Annotated in this window: 20 protein-coding genes; 12 read left to right on the top strand and 8 right to left on the bottom strand. The window is 54.6% G+C overall.

What is annotated here, in order from left to right; all coding sequences use genetic code 11:
* The 8 genes from lpxA (at window position 1) to tilS (ending at window position 11,057) form a co-directional block, all read left to right on the top strand.
* A complete protein-coding gene (gene lpxA, locus ACOTZD_RS07000; protein ID WP_003856164.1) occupies window positions 1–789 on the top strand; it encodes an acyl-ACP--UDP-N-acetylglucosamine O-acyltransferase in 789 nt (262 codons plus the stop codon).
* On the top strand, window positions 789–1,937 hold the full coding sequence (lpxB, locus tag ACOTZD_RS06995; RefSeq protein WP_003856161.1) for a lipid-A-disaccharide synthase: 1,149 nt from the start codon (window positions 789–791) through the stop codon (window positions 1,935–1,937). The genes lpxA and lpxB overlap by 1 nt, the downstream gene beginning before the upstream one ends.
* Window positions 1,934–2,530 carry a ribonuclease HII gene (gene rnhB, locus ACOTZD_RS06990; RefSeq protein WP_003856158.1) on the top strand — a complete coding sequence of 199 codons (597 nt, stop codon included), beginning with the start codon at window positions 1,934–1,936 and terminating at the stop codon, window positions 2,528–2,530. Before lpxB ends, rnhB begins: the two co-directional genes overlap by 4 nt.
* 38 nt (window positions 2,531–2,568) lie before the next feature.
* A complete protein-coding gene (gene dnaE, locus ACOTZD_RS06985; protein ID WP_003856156.1) occupies window positions 2,569–6,051 on the top strand; it encodes a DNA polymerase III subunit alpha in 3,483 nt (1,160 codons plus the stop codon).
* A gap of 12 nt (window positions 6,052–6,063) precedes the next feature.
* Complete coding sequence (gene accA / locus ACOTZD_RS06980; RefSeq protein WP_003856154.1) at window positions 6,064–7,023, top strand: acetyl-CoA carboxylase carboxyl transferase subunit alpha; 960 nt, start codon at window positions 6,064–6,066, stop codon at window positions 7,021–7,023.
* 100 nt (window positions 7,024–7,123) lie between these two features.
* Window positions 7,124–9,256 (top strand): lysine decarboxylase LdcC, encoded by a 2,133-nt coding sequence (locus ACOTZD_RS06975; protein WP_003856152.1) that lies wholly within the window; start codon window positions 7,124–7,126, stop codon window positions 9,254–9,256.
* 66 nt (window positions 9,257–9,322) lie between these two features.
* The gene (locus ACOTZD_RS06970) at window positions 9,323–9,712 is read left to right on the top strand and encodes a VOC family protein (RefSeq protein ID WP_003856151.1); all 390 of its coding nucleotides are present in this window, start codon (window positions 9,323–9,325) and stop codon (window positions 9,710–9,712) included.
* A 58-nt stretch (window positions 9,713–9,770) separates the two neighbouring features.
* Window positions 9,771–11,057 (top strand): tRNA lysidine(34) synthetase TilS, encoded by a 1,287-nt coding sequence (gene tilS / locus ACOTZD_RS06965; protein WP_003856150.1) that lies wholly within the window; start codon window positions 9,771–9,773, stop codon window positions 11,055–11,057.
* Between the two features lie 26 nt (window positions 11,058–11,083).
* Here tilS and rof read toward each other — a convergent pair whose 3' ends face one another.
* Window positions 11,084–11,344: a Rho-binding antiterminator gene (gene rof / locus ACOTZD_RS06960; RefSeq protein ID WP_003856148.1), complete on the bottom strand. Its 261-nt coding sequence runs from the start codon at window positions 11,342–11,344 to the stop codon at window positions 11,084–11,086.
* Window positions 11,331–11,531, bottom strand: a complete 201-nt coding sequence (locus tag ACOTZD_RS06955; RefSeq protein ID WP_003856146.1) for a YaeP family protein — start codon at window positions 11,529–11,531, stop codon at window positions 11,331–11,333. The genes rof and ACOTZD_RS06955 overlap by 14 nt, the downstream gene beginning before the upstream one ends.
* Before the next feature lie 195 nt (window positions 11,532–11,726).
* Here ACOTZD_RS06955 and ACOTZD_RS06950 point away from each other — a divergent pair, with 195 nt between their 5' ends.
* Genes ACOTZD_RS06950 through nlpE form a run of 3 tightly spaced genes read left to right on the top strand, consistent with a single transcriptional unit; the run spans window position 11,727 to window position 13,422 of the window.
* Window positions 11,727–12,272: a YaeQ family protein gene (locus ACOTZD_RS06950; protein ID WP_003856144.1), complete on the top strand. Its 546-nt coding sequence runs from the start codon at window positions 11,727–11,729 to the stop codon at window positions 12,270–12,272.
* Complete coding sequence (gene arfB, locus ACOTZD_RS06945) at window positions 12,269–12,685, top strand: alternative ribosome rescue aminoacyl-tRNA hydrolase ArfB (RefSeq protein ID WP_003856142.1); 417 nt, start codon at window positions 12,269–12,271, stop codon at window positions 12,683–12,685. The genes ACOTZD_RS06950 and arfB overlap by 4 nt, the downstream gene beginning before the upstream one ends.
* Window positions 12,686–12,723: 38 nt before the next feature.
* Window positions 12,724–13,422, top strand: a complete 699-nt coding sequence (nlpE, locus tag ACOTZD_RS06940; RefSeq protein WP_058662610.1) for an envelope stress response activation lipoprotein NlpE — start codon at window positions 12,724–12,726, stop codon at window positions 13,420–13,422.
* 45 nt (window positions 13,423–13,467) lie between these two features.
* Here the strand turns inward: nlpE and proS are convergent, their stop codons facing one another.
* The 6 genes from proS to metN form a co-directional block, all read right to left on the bottom strand.
* On the bottom strand, window positions 13,468–15,186 hold the full coding sequence (gene proS, locus ACOTZD_RS06935) for a proline--tRNA ligase (RefSeq protein ID WP_003856138.1): 1,719 nt from the start codon (window positions 15,184–15,186) through the stop codon (window positions 13,468–13,470).
* Between the two features lie 112 nt (window positions 15,187–15,298).
* Window positions 15,299–16,006, bottom strand: a complete 708-nt coding sequence (gene tsaA / locus ACOTZD_RS06930; protein WP_058662611.1) for a tRNA (N6-threonylcarbamoyladenosine(37)-N6)-methyltransferase TrmO — start codon at window positions 16,004–16,006, stop codon at window positions 15,299–15,301.
* A complete protein-coding gene (gene rcsF, locus ACOTZD_RS06925; RefSeq protein ID WP_003856133.1) occupies window positions 16,003–16,407 on the bottom strand; it encodes an Rcs stress response system protein RcsF in 405 nt (134 codons plus the stop codon). The genes tsaA and rcsF overlap by 4 nt, the downstream gene beginning before the upstream one ends.
* Window positions 16,408–16,513: 106 nt before the next feature.
* Window positions 16,514–17,329 (bottom strand): methionine ABC transporter substrate-binding lipoprotein MetQ, encoded by an 816-nt coding sequence (gene metQ / locus ACOTZD_RS06920; protein WP_003856132.1) that lies wholly within the window; start codon window positions 17,327–17,329, stop codon window positions 16,514–16,516.
* A 40-nt stretch (window positions 17,330–17,369) separates the two neighbouring features.
* Complete coding sequence (locus ACOTZD_RS06915; protein WP_003856130.1) at window positions 17,370–18,023, bottom strand: methionine ABC transporter permease MetI; 654 nt, start codon at window positions 18,021–18,023, stop codon at window positions 17,370–17,372.
* A complete protein-coding gene (metN, locus tag ACOTZD_RS06910) occupies window positions 18,016–19,047 on the bottom strand; it encodes a methionine ABC transporter ATP-binding protein MetN (protein ID WP_032608553.1) in 1,032 nt (343 codons plus the stop codon). The genes ACOTZD_RS06915 and metN overlap by 8 nt, the downstream gene beginning before the upstream one ends.
* A gap of 188 nt (window positions 19,048–19,235) precedes the next feature.
* On the opposite strand from metN, the gene gmhB reads away from it, so the two are divergent.
* Window positions 19,236–19,802, top strand: a complete 567-nt coding sequence (gmhB, locus tag ACOTZD_RS06905; RefSeq protein WP_048243524.1) for a D-glycero-beta-D-manno-heptose 1,7-bisphosphate 7-phosphatase — start codon at window positions 19,236–19,238, stop codon at window positions 19,800–19,802.
* Window positions 19,803–20,158 lie beyond the last annotated feature (356 nt).

Below are 20,158 nucleotides of genomic sequence, written 5' to 3'. Positions count from 1 at the left end.
GTGATTGATAAATCCGCCTTTATTCATCCTACCGCCATTGTGGAAACGGGTGCCATCATTGGTGCCAATGTCCACATCGGCCCGTTTTGTATTGTTGGACCCCATGTCGAAATTGGTGAGGGTACAGTACTGAAATCTCACGTTGTCGTGAATGGTCATACCACCATTGGCTGCAACAATGAGATCTATCAGTTCGCCTCCATCGGCGAAGTTAACCAGGATCTCAAGTATGCTGGCGAACCGACCCGCGTGGAAATCGGCGATCGTAACCGCATTCGCGAAAGCGTCACCATTCATCGTGGTACAACGCAAGGCGGTGGATTGACGAAGGTGGGCAGCGACAACCTGTTTATGGTTAATGCGCACATTGCGCACGACTGTACCGTGGGGAGCCGCTGTATTCTCGCCAACAACGCAACGCTGGCGGGACACGTATCGGTCGATGATTTCGCCATTATTGGCGGCATGACCGCAGTCCATCAGTTCTGCATCATTGGTGCACACGTGATGGTCGGCGGATGCTCCGGTGTGGCGCAGGACGTCCCACCGTTTGTGATTGCGCAGGGCAACCATGCCACGCCGTTTGGCGTGAACATTGAAGGTCTCAAGCGTCGTGGCTTCAGCCGCGAAGCGATTACCGCGATCCGCAACGCGTACAAATTGCTGTACCGTAGCGGTAAAACGCTGGAAGAGGCTAAGCCGGAAATTGCCGAGCTGGCGAATAAGCACCCTGAAGTGAAAACGTTCATGGAATTCTTTGAACGTTCAACCCGTGGTCTGATTCGTTAATGGTCGACAGTCGTCCGCTTACCATCGCCCTGGTCGCCGGAGAAACCTCCGGCGATATTCTTGGTGCAGGTCTTATCCGCGCGCTTAAAGCCCGTGTACCCAATGCCCGCTTTGTGGGCGTGGCTGGGCCGCTAATGCAGGCCGAAGGCTGCGAAGCCTGGTATGAAATGGAAGAGCTGGCTGTGATGGGCATCGTCGAGGTGCTGGGCCGCTTGCGTCGCCTGCTGCATATCCGCGCCGACCTTACCCGCCGCTTTACCGACCTCAAGCCCGATGTATTTGTCGGCATTGATGCGCCTGATTTCAATATTACCCTTGAAGGGAACCTGAAAAAGCAGGGGATCAAAACGATCCATTACGTCAGCCCATCCGTGTGGGCGTGGCGACAGAAACGCGTTTTCAAAATCGGACGGTCCACCAATCTGGTGCTGGCTTTTCTGCCTTTCGAAAAAGCGTTTTACGACAGATTTAATGTCCCGTGCCGTTTTATCGGTCATACCATGGCGGATGCCATGCCACTGGATCCGGATAAAAACGCGGCGCGTGACGAACTGGGCATCCCGCATGATGTGCATTGTCTGGCGCTGCTGCCAGGAAGCCGGGGTGCGGAAGTTGAAATGCTCAGTGCCGATTTCCTGAAAACGGCGCAAATTCTTCGCAAGACTTACCCCGATCTTGAAGTGGTCGTGCCGCTGGTGAATGCCAAACGCCGGGAGCAGTTTGAGCGTATCAAAGCCGACGTCGCCCCGGATCTTCACGTCCGCTTGCTGGACGGAAAAGGGCGGCAAGCTATGTTTGCGAGCGATGCCGCACTGCTGGCTTCCGGCACGGCTGCGCTGGAGTGTATGCTGGCAAAATGCCCAATGGTGGTCGGTTATCGCATGAAGCCGTTTACCTTCTGGCTGGCAAAACGTCTGGTAAAAACAGATTACGTATCTCTGCCAAACCTGCTTGCGGGTCGCGAGCTGGTGAAAGAGCTCTTGCAGGATGAATGTCAGCCGCAGGCGCTGGCAGATGCGCTGCTGCCGCTGCTGGCCAACGGTAAAACCAGCCACCAGATGCATGATACCTTCCGTGAACTGCATCAACTGATCCGCTGTAATGCTGATGAGCAGGCGGCCGATGCGGTGCTGGAGTTAGCACAATGATGGAATTTATTTATCCCCATACCCACCTCGTTGCCGGTGTGGATGAAGTCGGTCGTGGCCCGTTAGTGGGTGCCGTTGTGACCGCGGCGGTGATCCTCGATCCAGCCCGCCCGATCGTTGGCCTGAACGACTCGAAAAAACTGAGCGAAAAGCGTCGTTTAGCGCTGTTCGATGAAATTAAAGAGAAAGCGCTGGCCTGGAGTCTCGGGCGCGCAGAACCGCATGAGATTGACGATCTAAACATTCTGCACGCTACCATGCTGGCGATGCAGCGTGCCGTTGCGGGCCTGAAGATTGTGCCTGAGTATGTACTGATCGACGGTAACCGTTGCCCGGCGCTGCCGATGCCTTCCATGGCTGTTGTTAAAGGCGATAGCCGCGTCGCAGAAATCAGTGCGGCGTCAATCATTGCCAAAGTGACGCGCGATGCTGAAATGGCCGCGCTGGACCTCACTTATCCCGCGTATGGTTTCGCCCAACACAAGGGATATCCAACGGCTTTCCATCTGGAAAAGCTGGCTGAACATGGCGCAACTGAACATCATCGGCGCAGCTTTGGCCCGGTGAAACGCGCGCTGGGACTGGTGTCCTGAATCAAGACGCAAGCAATTAAGTAACGCGGGATTTGAAGATGGCTGAACCACGTTTCGTACACCTGCGGGTGCATAGCGACTACTCCATGATCGATGGGCTGGCAAAGACCGGGCCGCTGGTAAAAAAGGCGGCCTCGCTTGGCATGCCTGCGCTGGCGATCACCGATTTTACCAACCTGTGTGGCCTGGTGAAGTTCTACGGAACGGCGCATGGCGCAGGATTAAAGCCCATCGTCGGTGCGGATTTTCATGTGCAGAGCGACCTGCTCGGCGATGAGATGACGCAAATTTCCGTGTTAGCCATGAATAACACGGGCTATCAGAACCTCACTCTGCTGATCTCAAAAGCCTACCAGCGCGGCTACGGCGCACTGGGCCCATGGATTGACCGCGACTGGCTGGCAGAGCTGAACGAAGGTTTGCTGCTGATCTCCGGTGGTCGTATGGGGGATGTCGGCAAATGTCTGCTGCGCGGTAACAACGCGCTGGTGGATCAGTGCGTCTCGTTCTACGAAGAGTATTTCCCGGATCGCTATTACCTGGAGCTGATCCGTACCGGGCGTGCGGACGAAGAGAGCTATCTGCATGCGGCCGTCGCCCTGGCGGAAGCGCGTGGCCTGCCTGTAGTGGCCACCAACGATGTGCGCTTCCTTGAGGCGGGCGATTTTGACGCGCATGAAATTCGCGTCGCTATCCACGACGGCTTCACCCTCGACGATCCGAAACGCCCGCGCAACTACTCATCGCAGCAGTACATGCGCAGCGAAGAGGAGATGTGTGAGCTTTTCTCGGACATCCCGGAAGCGCTGGAAAACAGCGTAGAGATTGCCAAGCGCTGTAACGTCACCGTGCGTCTCGGCGAATACTTCCTGCCGCAGTTCCCGACGGGCGACATGACCACCGAAGATTTCCTGGTCATGAAATCGAAAGAGGGTCTGGAAGAGCGTCTGGAATTCCTTTTCCCGGATGAAGCGGTCCGTAAAGAGAAGCGTCCTGAATATGACGAGCGCCTGGATATTGAACTCCAGGTGATCAACCAGATGGGGTTCCCTGGCTACTTCCTGATCGTGATGGAGTTCATCCAGTGGTCGAAGGATAACGGCGTGCCGGTAGGCCCGGGCCGTGGTTCCGGTGCCGGCTCGCTGGTGGCGTACGCACTGAAAATCACCGACCTCGATCCGCTGGAATTCGACCTGCTGTTCGAACGTTTCCTCAACCCGGAACGTGTCTCCATGCCCGACTTTGACGTCGACTTCTGCATGGAAAAACGCGACCAGGTGATTGAGCACGTGGCCGATATGTACGGTCGTGATGCGGTTTCACAGATCATTACCTTCGGGACGATGGCGGCGAAAGCGGTTATCCGCGACGTGGGCCGCGTTCTGGGCCACCCGTACGGTTTTGTCGATCGTATCTCTAAGCTGGTCCCGCCCGATCCGGGCATGACCCTGGCGAAAGCCTTTGAAGCCGAACCTCAGCTGCCGGAAATCTACGAAGCCGACGAAGAGGTGAAAGCGCTGATCGACATGGCGCGCAAGCTGGAAGGCGTCACGCGTAACGCCGGTAAGCATGCGGGGGGCGTGGTTATCGCCCCGACCAAAATCACCGACTTCGCGCCGCTGTACTGCGACGAAGCGGGCCAGCATCCGGTCACCCAGTTCGACAAGAACGACGTAGAATACGCCGGGCTGGTGAAGTTCGACTTCCTCGGCCTGCGTACGCTGACCATCATCAACTGGGCGCTGGAGATGATTAACGCCCGTCGCGAGAAGAACGGCGAACCGCCGCTGGATATCGCGGCTATCCCGCTTGATGACAAGAAAAGTTTCGACATGCTGCAACGCTCGGAGACGACAGCCGTCTTCCAGCTTGAATCCCGCGGCATGAAAGATTTGATTAAGCGTCTGCAACCCGACTGCTTCGAAGATATGATCGCGCTGGTGGCCCTGTTCCGTCCGGGGCCGTTGCAGTCGGGGATGGTGGATAACTTTATCGACCGTAAGCACGGGCGCGAAGAAATTTCCTACCCGGACGTTCAGTGGCAGCATGAAAGCCTGAAACCGGTACTGGAGCCAACCTATGGCATCATCCTGTATCAGGAACAGGTGATGCAGATCGCCCAGGTACTTTCGGGTTATACCCTTGGCGGCGCAGACATGCTGCGTCGTGCGATGGGTAAGAAAAAGCCGGAAGAGATGGCCAAGCAGCGCTCCATCTTTGAAGATGGAGCGAAGAAAAACGGCATCGATGGCGAACTGGCGATGAAAATCTTCGACCTGGTGGAGAAATTCGCCGGGTACGGATTTAACAAATCTCACTCCGCCGCCTATGCTTTGGTTTCGTATCAGACGCTGTGGCTGAAAGCTCACTATCCCGCTGAGTTTATGGCAGCGGTAATGACTGCCGATATGGACAACACCGAGAAGGTGGTTGGCCTGGTGGACGAGTGCTGGCGCATGGGGCTGAAGATCCTGCCGCCGGATATTAACTCGGGCCTGTATCATTTTCACGTTAACGATGACGGGGAAATCGTCTATGGGATCGGCGCGATCAAGGGCGTGGGTGAGGGTCCGATCGAGGCGATCATTGAAGCGCGTAACAACGGCGGCTACTTCCGTGAGCTGTTCGATCTGTGCGCCCGTACCGATACCAAAAAACTGAACCGCCGCGTGCTGGAAAAACTGATCATGTCCGGCGCGTTTGACCGTCTGGGGCCACACCGCGCCGCGCTGATGAACTCGCTCGGCGATGCGCTGAAGGCGGCCGATCAGCATGCGAAAGCGGAAGCCATTGGCCAGGCGGATATGTTCGGCGTGCTGGCGGAAGAGCCAGAGCAGATCGAGCAGTCCTATTCCAACTGCCAGCCGTGGCCAGAACAGGTAGTGCTGGATGGAGAGCGGGAAACGTTAGGTCTGTACCTGACGGGGCACCCGATCAACCAGTATCTTAAAGAAATTGAGCGCTATGTCGGCGGCCACAGGCTTAAAGACATGCATCCGACAGAACGTGGTAAAATCACCACGGCTGCGGGGCTCGTGATTGCTGCAAGGGTAATGGTCACCAAGCGCGGCAATCGTATCGGCATCTGTACCCTGGATGACCGTTCCGGGCGTCTGGAGGTGATGTTGTTCACCGACGCGCTGGATAAATACCAGCAATTGCTGGAAAAAGACCGCATACTTATCGTCAGCGGACAGGTCAGCTTTGATGACTTCAGCGGGGGGCTTAAAATGACCGCCCGCGAAGTGATGGACATTGACGAAGCCCGGGAAAAATATGCTCGCGGGCTTGCTATCTCGCTGACGGACAGGCAAATTGATGACCAGCTTTTAAACCGACTCCGTCAGTCTCTGGAACCCCACCGCTCGGGGACCATTCCAGTACATCTCTACTATCAGAGGGCGGATGCACGCGCGCGGTTGCGCTTTGGTGCAACGTGGCGTGTCTCTCCGAGCGATCGTTTACTGAACGATCTCCGTGGCCTCATTGGTTCGGAGCAGGTGGAACTGGAGTTTGACTAATACAGGAATACTATGAGTCTGAATTTCCTTGATTTCGAACAGCCGATTGCAGAGCTGGAAGCGAAAATCGATTCTCTGACAGCCGTGAGCCGTCAGGATGAAAAACTGGATATTAACATCGACGAAGAAGTGCATCGTCTGCGCGAAAAAAGCGTAGAACTGACGCGCAAAATCTTTGCCGATCTCGGCGCATGGCAGATCGCCCAGCTGGCGCGACATCCACAGCGTCCGTACACCCTGGATTATGTCCGCCTGGCGTTTGACGAATTTGACGAACTGGCAGGCGACCGCGCATACGCTGACGATAAAGCTATCGTCGGCGGTATCGCGCGTCTGGATGGACGTCCGGTGATGATCATTGGTCATCAGAAAGGCCGTGAAACCAAAGAGAAAATCCGTCGTAACTTCGGTATGCCAGCTCCAGAAGGCTACCGTAAGGCCCTGCGTCTGATGGAGATGGCTGAGCGTTTCAATATGCCAATCATCACCTTCATCGACACGCCGGGTGCTTACCCGGGGGTTGGCGCCGAAGAGCGTGGTCAGTCTGAAGCCATCGCACGCAACCTGCGTGAGATGTCTCGCCTGAAAGTGCCGGTCATCTGTACCGTTATCGGTGAAGGTGGGTCCGGCGGTGCGCTGGCAATTGGCGTGGGCGATAAAGTGAATATGCTACAGTACAGTACCTATTCCGTTATCTCTCCGGAAGGCTGTGCCTCCATCCTGTGGAAAAGTGCCGATAAAGCGCCGCTGGCTGCTGAAGCGATGGGCATCATTGCCCCACGTCTGAAAGAGCTGAAGCTGATCGACACCGTTATCCCTGAACCGCTGGGTGGCGCGCATCGTAAGCCGGAAGTGATGGCTGCTTCCCTGAAAGCGCAGCTGCTGGCAGACCTGGCGGACCTGGACGTGCTGAGCACAGAAGATCTGCTCAACCGTCGTTATCAGCGTCTGATGACCTACGGTTACGCGTAAGCCTCACAATTATCCTAAAAGCCGCACATTGTTGCGGCTTTTTTTATACCTGCCGTTTACCTTAACTATGCTTATCTGATGTTTTTCAAGGAGGTAAACCATGAACATCATTGCCATCATGGGGCCACACGGCGTCTTTTATAAAGACGAACCCATCAAGGAGCTGGAGCAAGCCCTTAAAGCACGCGGATACCAGCTGATCTGGCCGCAAAACAGCGCCGACCTGCTGAAATTTATCGAACACAATCCGCGCATCTGTGGCGTGATATTCGACTGGGACGAATACGACATGGAGTTGTGCAGCGATATCAATAAGCTCAACGAATATCTTCCGCTGTACGCGTTTATCAACACTCACTCGACCATGGACGTGAGTGCGCACGATATGCGTATGGCGCTGTGGTTCTTCGAATACTCACTCGGCGTTGCCGAGGACATTGCAACCCGCATTCAGCAGTACACCGGTGAATACCTCGATAACATCACACCGCCGTTTACGCGCGCATTGTTCACCTATGTGAAAGAAGGGAAGTACACCTTCTGTACGCCAGGCCATATGGCGGGAACGGCCTATCAAAAAAGCCCGGTGGGATGCCTGTTCTACGATTTCTTCGGCGGTAACACGCTGAAGGCGGACGTGTCGATTTCGGTCACCGAGTTAGGCTCTCTGCTGGATCATACCGGCCCGCATCTGGAAGCTGAAGAATACATCGCCCGGACCTTTGGCGCCGAGCAAAGCTACATGGTGACCAACGGTACCTCAACCTCGAACAAAATCGTCGGGATGTATGCCGCGCCTGCCGGCAGTACGCTGTTGATTGACCGAAACTGCCATAAATCACTGGCGCATTTGCTGATGATGAGCGATGTGGTGCCGCTCTGGCTGTCGCCTACGCGTAATGCGCTGGGTATTCTCGGCGGCATTCCTCGCCGTGAGTTCGCGCATGAAGCCATTGAGAATAAGATCGCGGCTATCCCCGAGGCAAGCTGGCCTGTGCATGCGGTGATCACCAACTCCACCTATGACGGGCTGCTTTACAACACGAACTGGATCAAGCAGACGCTGGACGTGCCGTCGATTCACTTTGACTCCGCGTGGGTGCCTTACACTAATTTCCACCCGATTTACTCGGGTAAAAGTGGGATGAGCGGCGAGCGGGTGCCGGGCAAGGTGTTCTTCGAAACGCAGTCGACGCACAAAATGCTGGCCGCGTTTTCCCAGGCGTCTCTCATTCACATCAAGGGTGAGTACGACGAGGACACCTTCAACGAAGCTTTCATGATGCACACGACCACGTCGCCAAGCTACCCGCTGGTGGCGTCCATCGAAACGGCGGCAGCGATGCTGCGCGGTAATCCGGGTAAACGCCTGATCAATCGTTCGGTGGAGCGGGCGTTGCATTTCCGAAAAGAGGTTCAGCGACTTAAAGATGAAGCGGACGGCTGGTTCTTTGATATCTGGCAGCCGGAAGAGATTGATGAGGCAGAATGCTGGCCCGTCGCGCCGGGGGAGAGCTGGCACGGTTTTCGGGATGCTGATGCGGACCACATGTTCCTCGATCCGGTTAAGGTGACAATCCTGACGCCGGGCATGGATGAGCAGGGTGTGATGGGTGAGGAAGGGATCCCGGCAGCGCTGGTGGCGAAGTTCCTTGATGAGCGCGGCGTGGTGGTGGAGAAAACCGGCCCCTATAATCTGCTGTTCCTGTTCAGCATCGGGATCGATAAAACCCGCGCGATGGGGCTGCTCAGGGGACTGATGGAGTTTAAGCGCGCATACGATCTGAACCTGCGGGTGAAGAACATGCTGCCGGATCTCTACGCGGAAGATCCTGACTTCTACCGCAATATGCGTATTCAGGATCTGGCCCAGGGGATTCACAGGCTGATCCGCCAGCACGATCTGCCGCGCCTGATGTTGCAAGCATTTGATGTTCTGCCTGAAATGAAGCTGACGCCGCACAGGGCGTGGCAGCGCCAGGTGAAAGGGGAGGTTGAAACCGTTGAACTGGAGAACCTGGTCGGGCGGGTATCGGCCAACATGATCCTGCCTTATCCGCCGGGCGTGCCGCTGCTGATGCCGGGTGAAATGATCACCGAGGAGAGCCGGGCGGTGCTCGATTTCCTGCTGATGCTCTGTTCGGTGGGGCGCCACTATCCTGGCTTTGAAACGGATATTCATGGCGCGAAACGCGATGATAACGGCGTGTACTGGGTGAGAGTCCTAAAATAAAAGGGGCCGCTTGCCAGGGGCGGGTTGTCGGTTGTAACGTTCAGGGCATCATAAAAAGGAGAAACTATGCTGGGTTTAAAAGCGGTTCATCATATTGCGATCATTGCCACCGATTATGCGAAAAGTAAGGCATTCTACTGCGACGTTCTCGGCTTTACGCTGTTGAGCGAGGCCTACCGTGAGGAGCGCGACTCCTGGAAAGGCGATCTGGCGTTAAACGGTCAATATGTGATTGAGCTGTTCTCTTTTCCTTTCCCGCCAGCGCGTCCTTCACGCCCGGAAGCCTGCGGCCTGCGCCACCTGGCCTTCAGTGTCGATGACCTGGACAGCGCGGTAAAACATCTGGAAGCCCACGGCGTGGCCTGCGAAGCGATTCGTGTCGATCCCTTTACCGATAAACGTTTCACTTTTTTCAACGATCCGGACGGCCTGCCGCTGGAGCTTTATCAGCAGTAATCGCCGTCATGTGTGATAATGCCCGTTCAGTTCGGGCATTTTTTATGTGTAATTTCCTATGACCTTACCCGCTATCGCGCACGCCGTTTCACCCTACCGCCAGCTGCTGGTGGGGTTCAGCGGTGGCCTGGATTCCACCGTTTTGCTGCACCGCCTTAAGCTCTGGCGCGACCGTGAGCCTGACGTCCAGCTGCGGGCGATGCATATCCATCACGGCTTAAGCCCCCATGCCGAAGACTGGGTGGCGCACTGCGAAGCGGTGTGCTCAGGGTGGGAGATCCCGCTGATCGTTGAACGCGTCACGCTTGAGGATGAGGGGCTGGGTATTGAGGCGCAGGCGCGGAAAGCCCGCTACGCCGCGTTTTCTGGCGCATTACAGCCTGGAGAAGCGTTGGTCACCGCGCAGCATCTGGACGACCAGTGCGAGACGTTTTTACTGGCGCTCAAGCGGGGCAGCGGGCCTGCGGGTTTATCCGCCATGCCTGAGCGCGCTGATTTTGCTGAAACAGAGCTCATCCGCCCGCTGCTGGGTGAGACGCGCGCATCACTGGAAGCCTGGGCGCAGCAGCATCATCTGTGCTGGATTGAAGACGACAGCAATCAGGACGACAGTTACGACCGTAACTTCCTGCGCCTGCGCGTCTTACCGCTGCTGAGTGAGCGCTGGGCGCATTTTTCCGAAGCGGCGGCCAGAAGCGCCATGCTGTGTGCTGAACAGGAAAGCTTGCTGGATGAGTTGCTGAGCGGGGAGCTGAATACACTGATTACCGCTGACGGTGCCCTGAACGTTGCGCCGTTGAAGGTGATGAGCCCCGTGCGTCGGGCTGCTCTGATTCGCCGCTGGCTGGCTTACCACCGTGCGGTTATGCCGTCCAGGGCGATGCTCAACCGTATCTGGGAGGAAGTTGCACAGGCGAGGGAAGATGCCGCACCGTGTATACACCTGAATGGTTATGACGTCAGGCGTTATAAAGGGCAACTCTGGTGGGTAAAATCTGTGCCGTCGCTGGCTGACGTTGTGCTCGACTGGCCGTCGCCGGAAAAAGCATTAACGCTACCGATGAATGCCGGTGTCGTTGCGTTAAGTCATTCGGGCAATGTGCGTCTACCTGAGCCGGACGAGAACGTTACCATACGCTTCAGGGCCAGCGGCATGCTGCATATCGTCGGTCGTAACGGCGGGCGTAAGCTGAAGAAAATCTGGCAGGAACAGAACGTTCCGCCCTGGCGACGTAATACCACGCCGCTTCTGTTTTACGGCGACACGCTCATCGCGGCGGCAGGGGTGTTCATCACTGAAGAGGGGTGGGCTGAAGCGGGTGTTAATTTTGAATGGAAAGCGTAACGGGCAGCCTGGCTGCCCGTTGGTTATCAGGATTCGCTCACCACGACGGTGCCGATTTCCGGATGGCTGAAACTGGCAATTTTGTCGAGGCGTAGCTCACGCGTTGCACCTGCATCTTCCACAACCAGGTATTCCACATTTTTACGGGAAACCAGATCGCTGGCCTTTGCCTTTAGCACTTCGCCATCTTTTAGCTCCAGCGTCAGTATTAAATGATGCTGGCAGGCGAGTTCGAGGTTGTCATAGTCATCACAATTGATGGGTTGATAAGTATCATTCATCGACATAATCGCTCACCAGTAAATTCGCCGCAGCATACGCTGCTTTTTCCCTGACCGATTCAGAAAGGCTCTCATCAGAGGCCACTTCATTTAGCACGTTCAATACACAGCCCAACGCATCCGGAATGTACCCCAGATCTCCGCTGGCGATCTCCGCATACCGTCTGCGAATCAACTCACAATAATTATTCACATCACCTCCTGCCAGCGTACTGACTTACTGTGAGATATCATTAAGCCTACGAAGTTAAACTCGGTTTAGCAAGGTGACTATACCATACTCATTTAAGCAATATCAGCGCCTTGATAAGAGTGAGCCACCACCTCGTAACAGCCTTTTGCCGCGGTTTTCGCTACAATGTACGCCTGATTCGAAAGGAGTTCTCTCATGGCGCTGAAAGCGACTATTTATAAAGCTGTGGTCAATGTGGCGGATCTTGACCGTAACCAGTTTCTGGATGCGTCATTGACGCTGGCGCGTCACCCTTCTGAAACCCAGGAGCGCATGATGCTGCGCCTGCTGGCGTGGATTAAGTATGCCGACGAGCGTCTGCAATTTACCCGTGGTTTAAGCGCGGAAGATGAACCGGAAGCCTGGCTGCGCAACGATCATCTGGGTATCGATTTATGGATTGAGCTTGGCCTGCCGGATGAACGCAGGATCAAAAAGGCCTGCACCCAGTCTGCTGAAGTGGCGTTGTTTGCCTACAACCAGCGCGCGGCGGAGATCTGGTGGCAACAAAATAAAAATAAATGTGCGCAGTTCAAAAATCTCACCGTCTGGTATCTGGATGATGAACAGCTTGCGCAGTTGAGTGCGTTCGCCAGCCGGACGATGGCGCTACAGGCAACAATTCAGGACGGTGCCATCTGGCTTTCCGATTCTCAGAATAATCTGGAAATTCATCTCACGGCCTGGCAGCCCGCATCATGATTGTATTGTCCCGAAATGTCAGCATCCCTGATAACGAGCTGGAGATCACCGCTATCCGGGCCCAGGGCGCAGGGGGGCAGCACGTTAACAAGGCCTCAACGGCTATCCATTTGCGCTTTGACATTCGGGCCTCCAGCCTGCCAGAGTATTATAAAGAAAGCCTGCTTGCCGCCAGCCATCACCTGATCACCAGCGAGGGTGTGATAGTGATTAAAGCGCAGGAGTATCGCAGCCAGGAGCTTAACCGGGAAGCGGCAATTGCCCGGCTGGTCGCGGTCATCAAAGAGCTGACGGCTGTACAAAAAAGTCGCCGGGCAACACGTCCAACGCGGGCATCGAAAGAACGTCGGTTGTCATCGAAGGCGCAGAAATCCACCGTAAAATCACTGCGTGGCAAAGTCCGTCACCCATAATGTGACGAAAGGGATACCCTTTTCATAAGGAAAGTATTGTGAAAAAAGCATTATTATCAGCGCTGGCCGTGACAAGCCTGTTTGCGCTTTTTGGCTGTAATAACCGTTCGGAAACGCAGGTACTACAGCCAACGCAAAATGAAGAATTAAAGCCGATGCAGCAAAGCTGGCGCGGCGTATTACCGTGTGCAGATTGCGAGGGCATCGAAACCTCTCTGTTCCTGCAAAAAGATGGCACCTGGGTCATGAACCAGCGTTACCAGGGGGCGAAAGAACCGTCTTCTTTTGCATCTTACGGAACATGGGCGCGTACGGCTGAGAAGCTGGTATTGACGGATACCACGGGCGATAAAACCTTCTTCCGCGCCAAAGGCGAGGGGATGGAGATGCTCGATCGCGAAGGCAATCCGATTGAATCCCAGTTCAACTACACGTTGGCCCCGGTGAAAGCGACCCTGCCAGCCACCCCAATGGCGATGCGAGGGATGTATTTCTACATGGCGGATGCGGCGATCTTCACTGACTGTGCAACCGGGAAGAAAGTCAGCGTGGCGAACAATGCCCAGCTGGAGCGAGACTATGCCGTTGCGCGCGGCAACGACAGTAAGCCAGTGTTGCTGACGGTTGAAGGGCATTTTACGCTGGAGTCAAACCCGGATAGCGGCGAGCTGGTGAAAACGCTGGTGGCAGATAAAGACGCGAAGTTTGCTGCGGGGAAAGACTGCGAAAGCAAATAAGATATAGCCATTAAAAAACCCCGCACTGGCGGGGTTTTTTGTTTCTTAACCTTTGATGGCTTTCACCAGGTAATCAAGAATATCGCCCGTCTTGATCATCTGTTTTTCGCCGTTGCGACGGTATTTGTATTCAATCTCGTCGCTGTCGAGGTTACGGTCGCCAATGACGATGGTATGTGGAATACCGATCAGTTCCATGTCAGCAAACATCACGCCAGGACGCTCTTTACGGTCATCCATCAGCACGTCGATACCTTTCGCGCTCAGCTCAGCGTAGAGTTTCTCAGCCAGCTCCTGCACGCGGTAAGACTTGTGCATGTTCATTGGCAGGATCGCTACCTGGAACGGCGCGATGTTATCCGGCCAGACGATTCCGCGTTCGTCATAGTTCTGCTCGATAGCGGCAGCAACAACGCGCGTTACGCCAATGCCGTAGCAGCCCATGGTCAGAACCTGGTTACGACCATCTTCGCCCTGAACGGCAGCGTTCATTGCGCGTGAGTACTTATCGCCCAGCTGGAAGATGTGGCCTACTTCGATACCGCGTTTGATCATCAGGGTACCCTTGCCGTCCGGGCTTGGATCGCCTGCGACCACGTTACGGATGTCAGCCACTTCCGGCGTCGCCACGTCCCGATCCCAGTTGATGCCGAAGTAGTGTTTACCGTCGATGTTTGCGCCCGCAGCGAAGTCGCTCATCGCCGCAACGGTGCGGTCAATGACCACCGGAACAGGCATGTTCACCGGGCCCAGAGAACCAGGACCTGCATTCACCACGGCGCGGATCTCCGCTTCCGTTGCGAAGGTCAGCGGGCTGGCAACCTGCGGCAGCTTCTCGGCTTTCACTTCGTTCAGCTCGTGATCGCCTCGTACCAGCAGGGCAACCAGTGGATAAGCGCTACCTTCAGCCGATTTCACCAGCAGGGTTTTCACGGTTTTTTCGATCGGCAGAGTAAACTGCTCAACCAGCTCGGCGATGGTTTTCGCGTTTGGCGTATCAACCAGCGTCATCTCTTGCGTTGCCGCGCCGCGTGGTTCTTTTGGTGCCAGCGCTTCTGCAAATTCGATGTTCGCGGCGTAATCAGAGGAGTCAGAGAAGATCACATCGTCTTCGCCGCTCTGCGCCAGAACCTGGAATTCATGGGAGGCGCTACCGCCGATTGAACCGGTATCAGCCTGTACAGCACGGAAATCCAGCCCCATGCGGGAGAAGATTTTACTGTAGGCCGCGTACATTTTGTCGTAGGTCTCTTGCAGCGATTCCTGAGAAGTATGGAAAGAGTAAGCATCTTTCATCAGGAACTCGCGAGAACGCATGACGCCAAAGCGTGGACGCACTTCGTCACGGAACTTGGTCTGGATCTGGAAGAAGTTCAGCGGCAGCTGTTTGTAAGAGCTCAGCTCGTTACGGATCAGATCGGTGATCACTTCTTCATGCGTTGGGCCGAGGACGAATGGACGATCGCCACGATCGGCAATACGCAGCAGTTCAGGACCGTACTGCTCCCAGCGACCGCTCTCCTGCCACAGTTCAGAGGGCTGAACGACCGGCATTAACACCTCGATAGCACCGGCGTTGTTCATCTCTTCACGCACGATGTTTTCGACTTTTTTCAGGACGCGCACGCCGGTCGGCAGCCAGGTGTATAACCCGGAGGCCAGCTTGCGGATCATCCCGGCGCGCAGCATCAGCTGGTGGCTGATCACCTCGGCGTCGGCAGGTGTCTCCTTCAGAGTGGAGAGCAGATATTGGCTAGTACGCATGTTGTTACGGTTCCATTTCGACGATTGGAACAGGCTGAAACACCAGCCTGACACAAAAAAAGTGGTTTAGTTTACCAGTGTGGCAAAGATGCCAAAAGAGAGGAGAACAAAATTACCTTGGTTCCAGGGCAAACACTTCAAAACCCGCCGCAGTCACGCGCCAGCGCACGTTAAAGTCCAGCAGCCAGACGGCGTACGTTTTCCCGGCCTTCTCTTCTTTGCGGTAGGCGGGACGGGGGTCCTGCGCCAGCACTTCAACGATAAAGTCACGCAGACGTGGATAACGCTTTTCCAGCTCGCTGATTTGCGTCGTTATTTCAGACGTGAAGTGAACCGGCATATCTGCCTGCGGTGCGTCCTGAGCATAGCTTGCCCGGGCATCCGGCAGCGCTTCGGCGAAGGGCAGGTAAGGCTTAATATCTATGACCGGTGTGCCATCAACCAGGTCAAGGCTACCTAACTCCAGGATCACCTGATCTCTCTGACAACGTATGCCTTTCAGCTCGACCAGCGACATTCCGATGGGGTTGGGACGAAAGGTTGAGCGGGTGGCAAAGACCCCCATTCTGGCATTTCCGCCCAGACGAGGAGGACGCACAGTGGGACGCCAGCCGCCTTCCATGGTCTGGTGAAACACAAAGACCACCCATAAATGGCTGAACGCCTCAAGCCCGCGCACTGCATCGGCCTGGTTATACGGCGCGACAAGATGAAGCTCGCCGCCGCCGTGAATGACCAGACCCGGCTGACGCGGTACGGCGAACTTTTCTTTATAAGGGGAGCGGATAACGCCTATCTGCTCGAACTGAAATGAACTCATTTCGCCGTAATGTTAAGCGCAGAACCGATACATACCGCCTGACGATAGCAACCTGGTGTGCCGCTGGTGACTTCACAGCTGTGCAGCAACACCGCGTTGGCTTTCATTTTCGACGCGTTGATTTGCATACGCTTGCGGGCTGTCGGAATATTGGGTGGAGAGTCCTGATTCGTTGCCTGGCAGGATTCGCCGCTCACTTCGCCCAGTTCACGGAATGGCTTACCGACCAGCTCGTCGGCTTTGGTAATAATACGTACCGGCGCAGCGCGAGGCGCTTTCGGTTTTGCTGGCTCCGCTTTTGGCGGGGTTGCAGTGCTTTGAACAGGTTCAACAGGAGATCTGCTTAGCATAGAACAGCCGCTCAGCATCAGTGCTAAAAGACAGATCGGTAAAGCACGCATAATAATTCCTCAGTGGATAATCAAAACGTCAGATATTGAAGCAGTTGACCGCACAAATGACAAGACGGGCAAATGCCCGTCTTGATGATATTACACTGCCGGGAGATTACCAGCCTTTAACCGCGCCGCCGTTAAACACCTTATTGGCTTCCTGGTACACTTCTTCAGACTGATATGCCTGTATGAATTTCTTCACATTCTCCGCGTCTTTGTTGTCTTCGCGAGTCACGATCAGGTTGACGTACGGGGAATCTTTATCTTCAACGAAGATGCCATCTTTCGCTGGGGTCAGGCCGATCTGGCTGGCGTAAGTGGTGTTGATCACGGCCAGGGCGATCTGCGCATCGTCCAGAGAACGTGGCAGCTGTGGTGCTTCCAGCTCAACAATTTTCAGATTTTTCGGGTTTTCGGTTACGTCCAGAACGGTCGGTAACAGGCCAACGCCTTCTTTCAGTTTAATCAGGCCCACTTTCTGTAGCAGAAGCAGGGAACGGCCAAGGTTGGTTGGGTCGTTAGGGACGGCAACCTGTGAACCCGGCTGGAGTTCATCCAGAGATTTAATTTTCTTGGAGTAGCCGGCAATCGGGTAAACGAAGGTGTTACCGACAGCAACCAGTTTGTAGCCGCGATCTTTGATCTGCTGATCCAGGTACGGTTTATGCTGGAAGGCGTTAGCGTCAATGTCGCCTTTGCTCAGCGCTTCGTTCGGCAGAACGTAATCGTTGAAGGTCACCAGTTCAACGTCCAGGCCATATTTCTCTTTAGCGATTTTCTGCGCGGCCTCAGCAACCTGCTGTTCTGCACCGACGATAACGCCTACTTTGATGTGGTTTGGATCTTTTTCGTCCTGACCGCAACCCACCAGTGCCAGCGAGCCAATCAGTGCGCCTACTGCTGCGAAGGTCTTAAATTTAAACGCCATGTTATATCCTTAACTCGTCGAGTTTGTGTTGTTTGTAACGTTATTTATGCGTAACAGCCCGGACGATACGATCGCCAGAGAATTGAATTAAGTAAACCAGCACAACCAGCAATACCAGAACGGTATTCATTACGGTAGCGTTATAGCCAATATAGCCGTACTGATATCCAATCTGGCCTAAACCGCCAGCACCTACGGCGCCGCCCATTGCGGAATAACCGACCAGGGTGATAAGCGTGATGGTTGCTGCGTTCACCAGCCCAGGCAGCGCCTCTGGCAGCAGTACTTTGCGAACGATCTGCATTGGTGTTGCACCCATCGCGCGGGAAGCTTCAATCAGGCCTGTTGGGATTTCCAGCAGGGCGTTTTCCACCATACGGGCGATAAACGGTGCCGCGCCTACTGTCAGCGGGACAATTGCCGCCTGCAAACCAATCGACGTCCCGACGATCACGCGAGTAAACGGAATCATCCACACCAGCAGAATAATGAACGGAATAGACCGGAAAATGTTCACCAGCGCAGAGAGCGTGCGATACAGCTTCGCGTTTTCAATAATTTGTCCCGGGCGCGTGACGTACAGCAACACGCCGACCGGCAGCCCAATCACAAAACCAAAGAAGCCCGATACGAAGGTCATTGCCAGCGTTTCCCAAACGCCGCGAACCAGTAGCCACATCATCGGCTCAGACATAACCCAGTACCTCTACTTTTACGTGATGTTCTTGCAGCCAGGCAATTGCCGCCTGGGTTTCTTCCTGTGTGCCGTGCATTTCCGTCAGCATAATGCCGAACTTCACGCCACCGGCGTAGTCCATCTGCGCGCTAATAATGTTGTTATTAACGTTAAAGCGACGCGCGGTTTCGGACAGCAGCGGTGCGTCAACGGACTGGCCCGTGAACTCCATGCGCAGCATCGGGACGCTGTCAGGCGTTGCGTCTGTTTTTAAACGTTCCAGATAATCTTCCGGAATATCAAGATGCAGTGTGGACTGAATGAACTGCTGAGCCAGCGGCGTTTTCGGGTGCGAGAAGACTTCGCTCACCGTGTCCTGCTCAATCAGCTCACCGTTGCTGATGACTGCTACACAGTCGCAGATACGTTTCACTACATCCATTTCATGCGTAATAAGGAGGATAGTCAGGCCCAGACGACGGTTAATGTCTTTTAACAGTTCCAGAATAGAGCGCGTGGTAGCCGGATCTAATGCGCTGGTGGCTTCATCGCACAGCAGCACTTTTGGGTTGCTTGCCAGCGCGCGAGCGATTGCTACTCGCTGTTTTTGCCCGCCGGACAGATTTGCCGGGTAGCTGTCATGTTTATCACCCAGACCAACCAGATCGAGCAGTTCGGTGACGCGACGCGTAATTTCTTCTTTTGGTGTGTTATCAAGCTCCAGGGGTAACGCAACGTTACCGAAAACGGTGCGTGAGGCCAGCAGGTTAAAGTGCTGGAAAATCATGCCAATCTGGCGACGCGCTTTGGTGAGTTCTTTTTCTGAGAGAGCGGTAAGCTCCTGGCCGCCAACTTCTACGCTGCCCTGGGTTGGGCGCTCAAGCAGGTTAACACAACGGATCAGCGTACTTTTACCTGCACCCGATGCGCCAATGACGCCATAAATCTGACCAGCAGGCACATGCAGGCTGACGTTGTTCAGCGCCTGAATGGTTCGGTTCCCCTGCTGGAACACTTTGGTGATATTGGAAAGTTTAATCATTAGATTATTTTTATCGTAAGTAAGTTAGCCGTGGCATTTTCTTCTGCCAGATACGGGGAATGACCGTAAACAAAATGGATGTTAAGGCATCCAGACGTCTAAATCAATGCACCTCTTTGCGATGAGCACTTTATTGCGCTGCGATTCATGAGATACTAACCGAACAAGCCTTTTTCAGGAGCAAACCGGTGGCAAAATCTGTACCCGCAATTTTTCTCGATCGTGACGGCACTATTAATGTGGATCACGGTTACGTCCATGAGATTGATGAGTTCGAATTTATCGAGGGCGTAATAGATGCCATGCGCCAGTTGAAAGAGATGGGCTATGCGCTGGTGGTGGTAACTAACCAGTCCGGTATCGCCCGAGGTAAATTTACCGAAGCGCAGTTCGAGACGCTGACGGAATGGATGGACTGGTCTCTGGCCGATCGCGGCGTCGATCTTGATGGCATCTATTATTGTCCGCATCACCCGCAGGGAAGTGTAGAGGCGTATCGTCAGACCTGCGATTGCCGTAAGCCACACCCGGGCATGTTTATCTCTGCAAAGGAATTCCTGCACATTGATATGGCCGCATCTTATATGGTGGGCGATAAACTGGAAGATATGCAGGCAGCAGCGGCGGCAGGTGTAGGTACCAAAGTATTAGTGCGTACCGGTAAACCGGTCACCCCAGAAGCAGAAAATGCAGCCGACTGGGTGATAACTAGTCTGGCAGAACTGCCAAAAGAGATTAAAAAGCACCAAAAATAGGCGTTTTGGCGAAAAGGTGAGCGGTTGAAATAAAAATGCATTTTTCCGCTTGTCATTCCTCGGCGGCTCCCTATAATGCGCCTCCATCGACACGGCGGATGTGAATCACTTCACAGATAACCCGGTCGGTTGAAGAGAAAAAATCCTGAAAATCAGGGTTGACTCTGAAAGAGGAAAGCGTAATATACGCCACCTCGCAACGGTGAGCGAAAGCCGCGTTGCACTGCTCTTTAACAATTTATCAGACAATCTGTGTGGTCACTCAAAGTGACATGGATTCTTAACGTCCTCGGACACTAAATGAATACCAAGTCTCAACGAGTGAACACGTAATTCATTACGAAGTTTAATTCATT

Origin of the sequence: Enterobacter cloacae complex sp. SHL022 (assembly GCF_049237785.1) — a bacterium.
Classification (GTDB): Bacteria; Pseudomonadota; Gammaproteobacteria; order Enterobacterales; family Enterobacteriaceae; genus Enterobacter; species Enterobacter hormaechei_C.
Note: the sequence above shows the minus strand (reverse complement) of the source record. Positions and strands in the feature narration are given on the sequence as shown.

Bases quoted from the DNA above. Each gene is read 5' to 3' on its own strand.
- rnhB (WP_003856158.1), top strand. From the start codon at position 1,934: ATGATGGAATTTATTTATCCCCATACCCACCTCGTTGCCGGTGTGGAT.
- ACOTZD_RS06915 (WP_003856130.1), bottom strand. From the start codon at position 18,023: ATGTCTGAGCCGATGATGTGGCTACTGGTTCGCGGCGTTTGGGAAACG.
- ACOTZD_RS06975 (WP_003856152.1), top strand. From the start codon at position 7,124: ATGAACATCATTGCCATCATGGGGCCACACGGCGTCTTTTATAAAGAC.
- ACOTZD_RS06950 (WP_003856144.1), top strand. From the start codon at position 11,727: ATGGCGCTGAAAGCGACTATTTATAAAGCTGTGGTCAATGTGGCGGAT.
- dnaE (WP_003856156.1), top strand. From the start codon at position 2,569: ATGGCTGAACCACGTTTCGTACACCTGCGGGTGCATAGCGACTACTCC.
- accA (WP_003856154.1), top strand. From the start codon at position 6,064: ATGAGTCTGAATTTCCTTGATTTCGAACAGCCGATTGCAGAGCTGGAA.
- ACOTZD_RS06970 (WP_003856151.1), top strand. From the start codon at position 9,323: ATGCTGGGTTTAAAAGCGGTTCATCATATTGCGATCATTGCCACCGAT.
- metN (WP_032608553.1), bottom strand. From the start codon at position 19,047: ATGATTAAACTTTCCAATATCACCAAAGTGTTCCAGCAGGGGAACCGA.
- tsaA (WP_058662611.1), bottom strand. From the start codon at position 16,006: ATGAGTTCATTTCAGTTCGAGCAGATAGGCGTTATCCGCTCCCCTTAT.
- lpxB (WP_003856161.1), top strand. From the start codon at position 789: ATGGTCGACAGTCGTCCGCTTACCATCGCCCTGGTCGCCGGAGAAACC.
- arfB (WP_003856142.1), top strand. From the start codon at position 12,269: ATGATTGTATTGTCCCGAAATGTCAGCATCCCTGATAACGAGCTGGAG.
- rcsF (WP_003856133.1), bottom strand. From the start codon at position 16,407: ATGCGTGCTTTACCGATCTGTCTTTTAGCACTGATGCTGAGCGGCTGT.
- tilS (WP_003856150.1), top strand. From the start codon at position 9,771: ATGACCTTACCCGCTATCGCGCACGCCGTTTCACCCTACCGCCAGCTG.
- rof (WP_003856148.1), bottom strand. From the start codon at position 11,344: ATGTCGATGAATGATACTTATCAACCCATCAATTGTGATGACTATGAC.
- proS (WP_003856138.1), bottom strand. From the start codon at position 15,186: ATGCGTACTAGCCAATATCTGCTCTCCACTCTGAAGGAGACACCTGCC.
- metQ (WP_003856132.1), bottom strand. From the start codon at position 17,329: ATGGCGTTTAAATTTAAGACCTTCGCAGCAGTAGGCGCACTGATTGGC.